The organism is Aquiflexum sp., assembly GCF_977115555.1.
The window spans coordinates 1-9,892 of sequence record NZ_CDSBKL010000133.1 but is presented as its reverse complement, the minus strand read 5'-3'; the positions used below and the strand labels follow the sequence as shown (position 1 = coordinate 9,892).

Here is a 9,892-nt window from a genome sequence, read left to right as displayed (position 1 = left end):
AAAGATAAAAGGGTGGAATTACAAATTCCACCCAGTCGTAGCATCAAACGTTTAACTACACCCAGGGAGGAGAAAAAGAAGAAGCCTTCCATCATATCTAGAAAATTCAAAGCATCTTAATTCTTTCAATGAAAAATGACCCTATCGCCTCTGCACCAATGGAATATTTGGGAGATAAATGGGTAAAACCTGATTCTTCTTTTACCATTTCCCAAGCTGAAAGTCTTTTTAGAATCATTGCAGTGTCCAATCTGGGCTGATAACGGATTGATTCAATTATCAAATCCTTCAACTCCATATGTCCTTCATATATCAATACGTAGAGGTCGTAATAATCCCGATAGGTAATCCTTTCAAACATGGTTTTCACTTTCATTGCACCATGAAAGTACAACGGCACACCATAGATGTTTCTAATGTAAGAAATCGGCTCAAAAGCAGGAGGATTTAATCCTACCTCATTGAAAAAAGTAAGTTTCACTCCTTCAACTTGGAAATCAACTTGGTCAAAACTGAGATGATTGGTTCGTACATTCCCAAAGGTATCTAAAAGCTCCCTTTCTATAATCTTAACAGAGATCGCGTTGTTTACATTTGATTTGGGGACCCATTTACAGAAATCCAGGTCTTCACTTAGGCGATGATTGATCTGAATAGCGATTCCGGTACCACCTACCAGCCAAAACCCCTGAATTGAATTTAAGGCTGAAACCCTATCTAAAATTTTTAAGGTTTTAGGAGCTAAACCTTGCATAGAGGTTGTTTTTGTTATATACTTCTTGAATATATTTTTTGGGGTTAATGATTCCGAAATATTCCTTGGCGATTTTTTGATTTATAAAATCAATTCTAGGTCCAAGGATAATTACTTTTTTTTCCCAGACATTTTTTATCTCATCCGGTTTAAAGAGTTTAAAAAGCCTCTTCCTCAATGGGTCATTTCCATAGACCAAAACAGCCTCTATCAATAATTCATCAGGGATTCCGTTTTCAAAATCATGCTCCTCATAATACCAAAATGCCAATGGCGCAATAACACGCCCTAAAGCAATTTTTGATTTTTCGATATATTCGTGTGAAGCATTCATTTTTAATAAATCTTATCAAATATAATCTTTTAGCAATAAATATGGTTCCTAAGGTAAGTTAAACTATAAATTTATGGTCATTTAGAAATGGATATTTAAAGGGAAGGAGTGTCTTTAGTATATCCAAGTCCGGGCGAACTATAGTGTGCCACCAGGCGTATCCGCGACAATTGTCAGGATGCCTGCCCTACCTTCTGGGTAACAGTTTAATTTGCGTCTTGATTTTCAAATGCATAAAAAAAGCTTCCAAATATTTAATTGGAAGCTTTTTGTGGAGCTGGCGGGATTCGAACCCGCGTCCAGATAGGGAAACACCGTACCGTCTACATGCTTAGTCATCTGTTGGGTTTTCGTCAGTGTACTGCTGGATGACACACCTATCCACTGCTTAGATACTAGAGCTTCGCACCGGGTTAGCATCATCACCGGCACTAGTCCAATCATTTCGACACCCCAGATTCAACCCCGAAAGGACGGGGGGTTGCGGGATGTGGCCGGGGAACTTCTATCGAAGCTCGACCCTTTAAGCGTTATCTTGTCCCCGAGGGGTTAGATTATGCAGCCATGGCGTAAGAAGTTTCGCCAGTTATGTTCGTATGAATTATTCAAGGCCGTACATACTCCGGCCTGCATGCGAGCCCAGTCCTTACACCTACTGTCAAAACCGGTCAGCCCCATTTTTCGAATGGGTGACAAATATAGTGCAAAATTGGTTCCAAAGAAGGAAATTTTAAAGTACCAAGCACCAAGTATCAAGTATCAAGAACTATGACATTGACATTTAAGATTTTGGGACCGGTAACAGGTATAAGAAGTCATTGTTAACTAGATAGCTGCCTATCAAGGAATTTGTAATTTCCCAATTTTTAACGTTTTCCATCTTTCCAATTCAAAAACTTTTTGCCAACATTATGAAGAGATTAGAAAAAATACCCAAATAAGCGATGTTCACCCAAGGTCTGAATTACAATTATTTTATATCTTGCGGCGATGGAAAATTTTGTCGTCTCAGCAAGAAAATACAGGCCCTCTGATTTTAAGAGTGTTGTTGGGCAGCAGCATATTACCACTACGCTGAAGAATGCGATTAAAAACAACCATCTGGCCCAGTCCTTTCTTTTTTGTGGGCCTAGGGGTGTAGGCAAGACGACTTGTGCAAGAATTTTGGCCAAAACTATCAATTGTCAGCATCGTACTGCTGATTTTGAAGCCTGCAATACCTGCGATTCCTGCCTTGCTTTCAATAACAATGCATCATTCAATGTTCATGAACTGGATGCGGCCTCTAATAATTCCGTGGACGATATACGTAATCTTGTAGAACAAGTCCGGTATGCCCCGCAGCAAGGTCTTTACAAAGTTTATATCATTGATGAAGTGCACATGCTCTCCAATTCGGCATTCAATGCTTTTTTGAAAACATTGGAAGAGCCGCCCAAGCATGCCATCTTTATATTGGCCACCACAGAAAAACACAAAGTCATCCCAACAATCCTATCGCGTTGTCAGATTTTTGACTTCAACAGGATTCTTATCAATGACATTGCTGAGCATCTCAAGTATATCGCCGAGCAGGAGAAGATCGAGGCAGAACAAGAAGCATTAAGGCTAATAGCCACCAAGGCTGACGGTGCGCTAAGAGATGCGCTTTCGATGTTTGACCTGATTGTGACTTATTCTTCCGGTAATAGGTTAACTTATTTGGAGACGATCAGTAACCTCCATATTCTTGATTATGATTATTATTTCAAGGTGGTCGATTCCTTGTTGGCAGGTAGTATTTCCAATGTTTTGTTGATTTTTGACGAGATTTTGAAGAAAGGATTTGACGGGCACAACTTTATAGTGGGGCTTTCAGAGCATTTGAGAGATTTGTTGGTTTGCAAAGATCCTGCTACTGTCGAACTGATTCAGGTGTCTGAATCTGCAAGAGAAAAGTATCTTGTTCAATCCCAACAGTCAAGTATTTCATTCCTCTTGTCAGCATTGAACATCTGCAATCAATGTGATACACAGTATAAGACAAGCAAAAATCAGAGACTGCATGTCGAATTGGCTTTGATGAAAATGGCTAAATTGCCCCAAGCCCTTTCCTTGGCCGTTTTGGCTCAAGAAGAGTCAAAAAAAAAAGCCTGATTGAGGTTTCACAGGAGAGTAAACCCAAACCCTCCACTCCGCTTTTTAAAGATCCCAATCCTTTTGCGGCAAAAAAAACTGCTGTTCAAAGGACACTTTCAATCCCTACAAGTATCACTTCAGCAAAGATAGCAATTGATCAAAACTCAGCTGCTGCTCTGGTTTTGGATGATGCAAAAAACGAGGAAGAACCGACAAAAGTTTCCGAGCAACTTGCCGAGATTTTTGACATTGCGAAGCTCAAGTTTGAAATCAACGAAATCATAGAGGATTACAAGCTCCAACACCGCAGCCTTGAAATGACAGTATTAAAGCAGCCTGTGACCTTGGATGATGAGACCATCACTTTTCAACTCAATGGGGAAATTCAAGAAGGGATATTTCAAAAGATCAAACCTGACATCCTCCAGATCCTTCGGAGAAAACTGAATAATTATAGCATTCATATCGATGCTGTTATCAAAGAGGAAGAGGAAAACAATGGTAAGAGAAAACTCTATACAAGTACAGATAAACTGAATTACCTTTTGGAGAAATCACCTGCATTGGCTGATTTGAAGCGAAGGTTTGGTTTGGAGACTGATTTCTAAAAATCCAGCCCAATTCCAAAATTGATCATATTCTGAAACTGTATTGCTTGCTTGGGAGGTCCTGTATCCTGTTGTATGAATACTTTTTCATCATAAATCAGAATTGTTTCTATTCTCGTGCTGATAAATTTATTTACCCGCATGGAGATAATAGAGTTGAAGTTTACCACAAAATTTCCCAAGCTTTCAAAATTCGTAAAAAGGTTTAAATCTGCACGCCAACGAATATTTTCATACAATTGGATATCGGATGTTGATCCAAATGAAAGACCTGCCTCAGGCCTGACCCTTTCACCAGGTATTACTCCAAAAGCACCGGCATTGCTTAGGGAATCGTCCATTACTACGGTAAATCTCCCGGTAAAAGGTGATGCTATCAAAGAGATCCTGTCTTTGTTTTTGAAATCCCTTCTATAATTCAAACCTGTGGAGGATTGGATGTAAGCAGGGGCCAGTAGGTCGGATAATTTGGATCGGGAATCCACTTCTGCACCTGCTGGCCTAAAATAACGATAGCCTGCCAATAATTGGGTTCGGGCATCGATCTGGGTTGACAGGAACCAAAAATTAGACAATTCCCTGCCGTACTTACTAAGAAAAATAAAATTATCATTTGTTTTGCGCGTTGGAAAGCTTCTTCCTGCCTGTCTGTTAAATCCGGCATTGATATTCAACTTGGTATCCCATATGATCACATCTTTTTTATAATTCGCAAACAAAGTCAGGGCTGTATTCCAGGCCAAGTTGCTCGATCCGCCTGCATTCCAGTTTGACAGACTGACTTGTTGGATACTCAGACTGAAATTACCTCCTTTCTCCCAATACACGGGTTTCACCTGTTGTTTGAAAATAATGGAATCACCCAGCATGATGATGGTATCACCATTTATCAATAGGGTGTCAGCAAGTTCAAGTCTGTCTTGGGCATATACATTGCCTAAGAAGCTGAAAAAAAACAAAAAGAATATGGGTAATCTTCTTTGCATGGTTCAATTTACTTCAAATCGGTACTGGTATTTAAGGTTTGTTGATGATAAGTTTTTGACCAACTTTAATATTGTTATCCGGGAGGTTGTTCCATTTTTTGATTTCATCTACACTGACACCATATTTTTGGCCTATCCTGAAAAGATTTTCTCCTGCCTCGACTGTATGTAAAATCCTGTTAGGGGATTTGGTGTTTGGTGGCGAAACCGAAGTATTGTTTTCAGATTTAGTTGGTGTTATGTTATTTGAATTCGAAGGATTGTTATAAATCCCCTCGTTTGCTAAGATTTTCCTGTATTCGGTAGCAGGTACTACGGGAATGGCCTCACCCCTTGGTAGAAAATCCCGCAAATTTAGAATCATGCCTGCTTTCAGTTCCCGCTCGTCATTTATTCTGTTTTTGGATTTCAATGCAGAAAGTTTGATGCCGTACATTTGTGATATAGACCATAATGTCTCCCCGGGAAGTACAATATGGGTTTCCGCATCTGCTTTTGTCTTTTTTGCTTTGGTATAATAATACTGTCCTTCCTCAATTTTATCAGTTTTGCCTAGGTCATTTATACGTCTGAACTTGGCTTCTTTGATTCCTACTTTTTCACTGAAGTTATCTAAAGTGGTTGTTGAAGCCGCCTTTACCCCTTCGATGTTGTTCACCTTGATCTGATTGGGTTGAGTAGCCTGCCCGGTATTTCCGGTGATTTTTGGATAATCATTTTTCTTTGCCTGAGCTGTTGTTATAGGTGAAGAGGGGTAATCTATGGCTTGGTTCTGGGCAACAGTCTGTCTTGGTCTTCCGGTATCTTCTCTCAAATAAAGAACCGAATAGGGCCTGTCATCAGGGATATTTCCTTTGGCTGTCCATTTGTTGTATTCCTTAAGGTGGGCTTCTGTCACTCCAATTCTTGGAGCCAATTCCTTGAGGGAAGTCGGCCCCTGTACCTGTACCTCTTCCAATATGCCGGTATTGCTTGCCAACATGACAGTTGGAGCTTCGAATGCAATTTTATGTGCAAGGAATTTTTTGAAATACCAATGAAAATTGCGGTCCACTTCCACTGTTTTTTTTCCGTTGTAAGTGGTGCCAAAATATGACCTTGCACCTCCGAGTCCCATTTGGTAAGCCACCAAAGCACACATCCAATTGTCAAAGGAAGCATTGTTTTTCTTCAGGTATCTAGCTGCACCCTGACTGGAGGCAACAATGTTCTTCCTTTCATCGATCTGCCCATCGACTCTCAAAGAAACTTCTTCGGCAGTTCCTTGCTTGAATTGCCAAAAACCAACAGCGTTTGAAGTAGATACAGCATCAGCAATCAGACTGCTCTCCTGGATCACCAGGTATTTAAAGTCTGCTGGCACTCCTGCATTTATTAATTCTCGCTCCACAATGGGGAGGTAAAGATTTACCCTTTCGGCCTTGACCTTGAAATATGTCGGATTGCGGTAAAGCGCATCCACATCACTCTGGATTTCACGTCTTGCCTGTTCATTGATCTTGATAGTAAGATCGGCAAATCTGAGTTGGGAAGGGACCTGTGGCACTTGGGCCAAAACCAAAGAAGTATAAAAAAACAGCAGCGCAAATGAAAAAATGGATCTGAATAAGGGGCTGATTTTATGTTTCATAATTTTCTTGCCAGCATCAATCCATCTCTGATGGGAAGTAATACATTTTCTACACGGGGATCATTCTGGACCATTTGGTTGTAATCCAATATCACTTGGGTGTCTTTATCGATTTTCTTGCCTTCCTCTACCAAAATTTTCCCTGACCAAAGGACATTGTCTGCAATAATTATTCCTCCGGGATTAACTCTATCAACGACAAGTTCATAGTATTTGATATAATTGGCCTTATCTGCATCGATAAAAACCATGTCAAAATTTCCTCGCAAAGCTGGAATGATATCCAAAGCATTACCCAATCGGTAGTCGATTTTGGAGGACATTCCGGACTTTTCAAAAAATCCCCTTACCATCGTTTCCAGTTCATCATTGATGTCAAGTGTAATAAGTCTGCCGTTTTTTCCCAATCCCCTTGCAAGGCAAATTCCAGAATAACCGGTATAAGTACCGATTTCTAGGATCGTGTTTGGGTTTAGCATTTTGACCAATAATTCCAGTGTTTTGCCTTGTAAATGTCCAGAAAGCATTCTAGGCATCAAGACTTTTGAGTAGGTTTCCCGCTTGATATACTGGAGGAGGTCATCTTCCAAGCTGCTATGTTCTTCGCAATAAGCCAATAAATCAGTTGAAATAAACTCCATATCAGGCAGGAATGTAATTTAGAAAACTGAGCTGATTCGGGTCAAAGACCTCATTGGCGATGTCTATCAATTCCTCGGCAGTCGTTTCTCTCATGATGCCAAAGATAGTGTCCAAGGAATCAATTTTCCCTTTATCCAATAAGTTTTTGCCAAAAACAAGCATCAATGCTGCATAATTCTCCTCAGACATGGCCATTTGCCCGATCGCCTGTTCCTTGGCCATGTGAAGCTGCATGGTTCCCAGTTTTTTGTTTCGGAGTTTTTCCATTTCGTTCAGCACTGACTTTCGTGCACGGTTGGCTTTGTTTTGCTCTGTAGCAAAATAAACTCCAATAAAACCTGTATCAGAATAAGTCTGGTAATGCGACTCCACGCTGTATACATATCCGTATTTTTCCCTAAGAGTAAGGTTAAGCCTTGAATTCATACTTGGTCCTCCCAGGATATTGTTCAATAAATAAAGTTTAAATCGCCTTGGATCGTACATGGAATATGCCGGCTGTCCGATTGCGCAATGGGATTGGGTGATTTCTTTCTCGACGGTTTTGTTTTTTGGGATATAATTAGAAAACCCACTTCTCACGTACAGGCTTCTTTTTGTTGGGATATCAGAAAGGTAACCCTCCACTTCCTGCAGCACTTTTTTGAAAGTGACATTGCCGACTACCGAAAAAACAATTTGGGTAGTGTCAAATTTTGAGGATAAAAAGCCAAAGAAATCTTCCTGATTGAAGTTTTGTACCGTTTCTTCTGTACCTAGGATATTTCTTCCCAAAGCATGTCCTCCAAAAATAATTTCATCAAAATCATCTTGAATAGAATCATCAGGGGAATCCCGATACATGGCCATTTCCTCCAAAATTACCTGACGCTCTTTGTCGATTTGTTTTTTTGGAAAAGTGCTGTTGAAGGTAATGTCGCATAGCAATTCTGAAGCTTTGTCAAAATGTTCTTTCAGGGTACTTGCGTAAAAACAGATTTTCTCTTTGGTGGTGTAGGCATTGAGCTCTCCTCCCAAAGTCTCGAGTCGGTTGATGATATGATAGGCTTTTCGTTTTTTGGTGCCTTTGAAGGCCATATGTTCCCAAAAGTGGGCAAGCCCTTCCTGTTCTTTGGATTCATCACGGCTTCCGATATTGAGGACAAAGCCACAATGCACAAGCCTGGTATGGTTGACTTCTTGGTGGACGATTCTGATGCCATTAGGCAATTCTTTCAGATTGTATTGCATTACTTTATTTTACCTGCCCCAAAGTACTAAAATTAAAGACTTTTTGAAGTCTTTTTTTAGCCAATGGATAAATGGTATTTTTGGTTCAATATTAAATTCCGAATTTAGCATCAAGAAACCCCTGTTTATGAAATATAATCCACTACCTCAATCGCTTTACATCCGCAACAGACAAAAACTCAAATCAAAATTACCTCCAAAGTCCATTGCGGTTTTCAACTCGAACGACATCATGCCGACCAATGCAGATGGGACTATGCGGTTTAGACAGAACAATGATCTTTTTTACCTTTCTGGAATAGATCAGGAGGAGTCAGTGTTGGTAATTTGTCCGGATTTCCCGGATCCCAACCAAAGGGAGGTGCTTTTTCTCCGTGAGACCAACGAACACATTGCTGTATGGGAAGGTCATAAATATACCAAAGAGGAAGCTTTTGCAGTTTCAGGGATAGAGAATATACAGTGGGTTTCCAACTTGGACACTGTGCTCAATACGCTTATGGCATTGAGTGAGCATGTTTATTTGAATGCAAACGAGCATCTTCGAGCTGCTGTAGTCGTCGAGACACGTGACGCTCGATTTATCAAATCCTGTAGAGACCGATACCCTCTTCACCAATATCATCGTGTAGCGCCATTGATGCATCAACTTAGGGCGGTCAAGGAAAAAGAAGAAATAGATCAGATGCAGATTGCCTGTGATATTACGGAGAAAGGATTTCGACGTATCCTTAATTTTGTAAAACCAGGTGTCACAGAGTATGAGATTGAGGCTGAATATATTCATGAATTTATCCGAAACAAGAGTAAGGGGTTTGCTTATGAACCAATCATCGCCTCAGGTCTAAATGCCTGCGTATTGCATTATATTGAAAATAAGGAAGTCTGTAAAGAGGGAGATATGATCTTGATGGATGTGGGAGCAGAGTACGGCAATTACAATGCAGACATGACTAGGACTATTCCGGTCAATGGCAGGTTTTCCAAAAGGCAAAGGGCTGTATATGAAGCTGTACTTAGAGTAAAAAATGAAGCTTCAGCTATTCTAAGGCCTGGTATCAATATACAGGATTACCATAAAGAGGTGGGTTTGATGATGCAATCTGAATTGGTAAACTTGGGACTCATTGATCAGACAGATATCAAAAACCAGGATCCAAAATGGCCTGCATTCAAAAAATATTTTATGCATGGAACCTCGCACCATTTAGGCTTGGATGTGCATGATGTAGGCACTATGCATGATCCGATCACGCCTGGGATGGTTTTTACAGTGGAGCCGGGAATTTATATTCCAGAGGAAAGATTAGGAATCCGATTGGAAAATAACATTGTGATTTTGGAAGACGGATATTTTGACCTGATGAGAAATATCCCAATAGTTCCTGAAGAAATAGAGGAATTGATGAATTAAGTGCCATTTATGTTGAAGTAAGTTTTTTATCGGATGGAAAGAATTTACTTCAATCATGTTTCAGGCTATAATTTTGCTTGAATCAAACCAGTGTTTTTGAAATTAGAACAAAATTTAAATGTGGTAATGTGGTCAAAAATAGTTGGTGACTTTTACTAAAAAATTTATTATAATAT

General features: G+C 40.0%; 9 protein-coding genes and 1 other RNA gene. 3 read left to right on the top strand and 7 right to left on the bottom strand.

Annotated features, from left to right (window positions below):
- Positions 1 to 106: 106 nt before the first annotated feature.
- From ACZFYI_RS09835 to ssrA, 3 genes are all read right to left on the bottom strand, one after another.
- A complete protein-coding gene (locus ACZFYI_RS09835) occupies positions 107 to 754 on the bottom strand; it encodes a nucleotidyl transferase AbiEii/AbiGii toxin family protein (protein WP_462523954.1) in 648 nt (215 codons plus the stop codon).
- Entirely contained in the window at positions 735 to 1,088 is a 354-nt protein-coding gene (locus ACZFYI_RS09830; RefSeq protein ID WP_462523953.1) for a hypothetical protein, read from the bottom strand. Before ACZFYI_RS09830 ends, ACZFYI_RS09835 begins: the two co-directional genes overlap by 20 nt.
- A 269-nt stretch (positions 1,089 to 1,357) precedes the next feature.
- Positions 1,358 to 1,764: a transfer-messenger RNA gene (ssrA, locus tag ACZFYI_RS09825) on the bottom strand.
- A gap of 314 nt (positions 1,765 to 2,078) precedes the next feature.
- On the opposite strand from ssrA, the gene ACZFYI_RS09820 reads away from it, so the two are divergent.
- Together ACZFYI_RS09820 and ACZFYI_RS09815 are read left to right on the top strand one after the other, a co-directional pair.
- Positions 2,079 to 3,224, top strand: a complete 1,146-nt coding sequence (locus tag ACZFYI_RS09820) for a DNA polymerase III subunit gamma/tau (protein ID WP_462523952.1) — start codon at positions 2,079 to 2,081, stop codon at positions 3,222 to 3,224.
- A 164-nt stretch (positions 3,225 to 3,388) separates the two neighbouring features.
- The gene (locus ACZFYI_RS09815; protein ID WP_462523951.1) at positions 3,389 to 3,814 is read left to right on the top strand and encodes a hypothetical protein; all 426 of its coding nucleotides are present in this window, start codon (positions 3,389 to 3,391) and stop codon (positions 3,812 to 3,814) included.
- Here the strand turns inward: ACZFYI_RS09815 and ACZFYI_RS09810 are convergent.
- From ACZFYI_RS09810 to ACZFYI_RS09795, 4 genes are read right to left on the bottom strand one after another with little or no spacing between them, the layout of a single operon-like run.
- Positions 3,811 to 4,800 (bottom strand): DUF3078 domain-containing protein, encoded by a 990-nt coding sequence (locus ACZFYI_RS09810; RefSeq protein ID WP_462523950.1) that lies wholly within the window; start codon positions 4,798 to 4,800, stop codon positions 3,811 to 3,813. The two genes, ACZFYI_RS09815 and ACZFYI_RS09810, sit on opposite strands and share 4 nt — an antisense overlap.
- A 31-nt stretch (positions 4,801 to 4,831) precedes the next feature.
- Complete coding sequence (locus ACZFYI_RS09805; protein WP_462523949.1) at positions 4,832 to 6,430, bottom strand: LysM peptidoglycan-binding domain-containing protein; 1,599 nt, start codon at positions 6,428 to 6,430, stop codon at positions 4,832 to 4,834.
- The gene (locus tag ACZFYI_RS09800) at positions 6,427 to 7,071 is read right to left on the bottom strand and encodes an O-methyltransferase (protein ID WP_462523948.1); all 645 of its coding nucleotides are present in this window, start codon (positions 7,069 to 7,071) and stop codon (positions 6,427 to 6,429) included. Before ACZFYI_RS09800 ends, ACZFYI_RS09805 begins: the two co-directional genes overlap by 4 nt.
- Before the next feature lies 1 nt (position 7,072).
- Positions 7,073 to 8,302 (bottom strand): M16 family metallopeptidase, encoded by a 1,230-nt coding sequence (locus ACZFYI_RS09795; RefSeq protein WP_462523947.1) that lies wholly within the window; start codon positions 8,300 to 8,302, stop codon positions 7,073 to 7,075.
- A gap of 127 nt (positions 8,303 to 8,429) precedes the next feature.
- On the opposite strand from ACZFYI_RS09795, the gene ACZFYI_RS09790 reads away from it, so the two are divergent.
- Positions 8,430 to 9,716: an aminopeptidase P family protein gene (locus ACZFYI_RS09790; RefSeq protein ID WP_462523946.1), complete on the top strand. Its 1,287-nt coding sequence runs from the start codon at positions 8,430 to 8,432 to the stop codon at positions 9,714 to 9,716.
- Positions 9,717 to 9,892 lie beyond the last annotated feature (176 nt).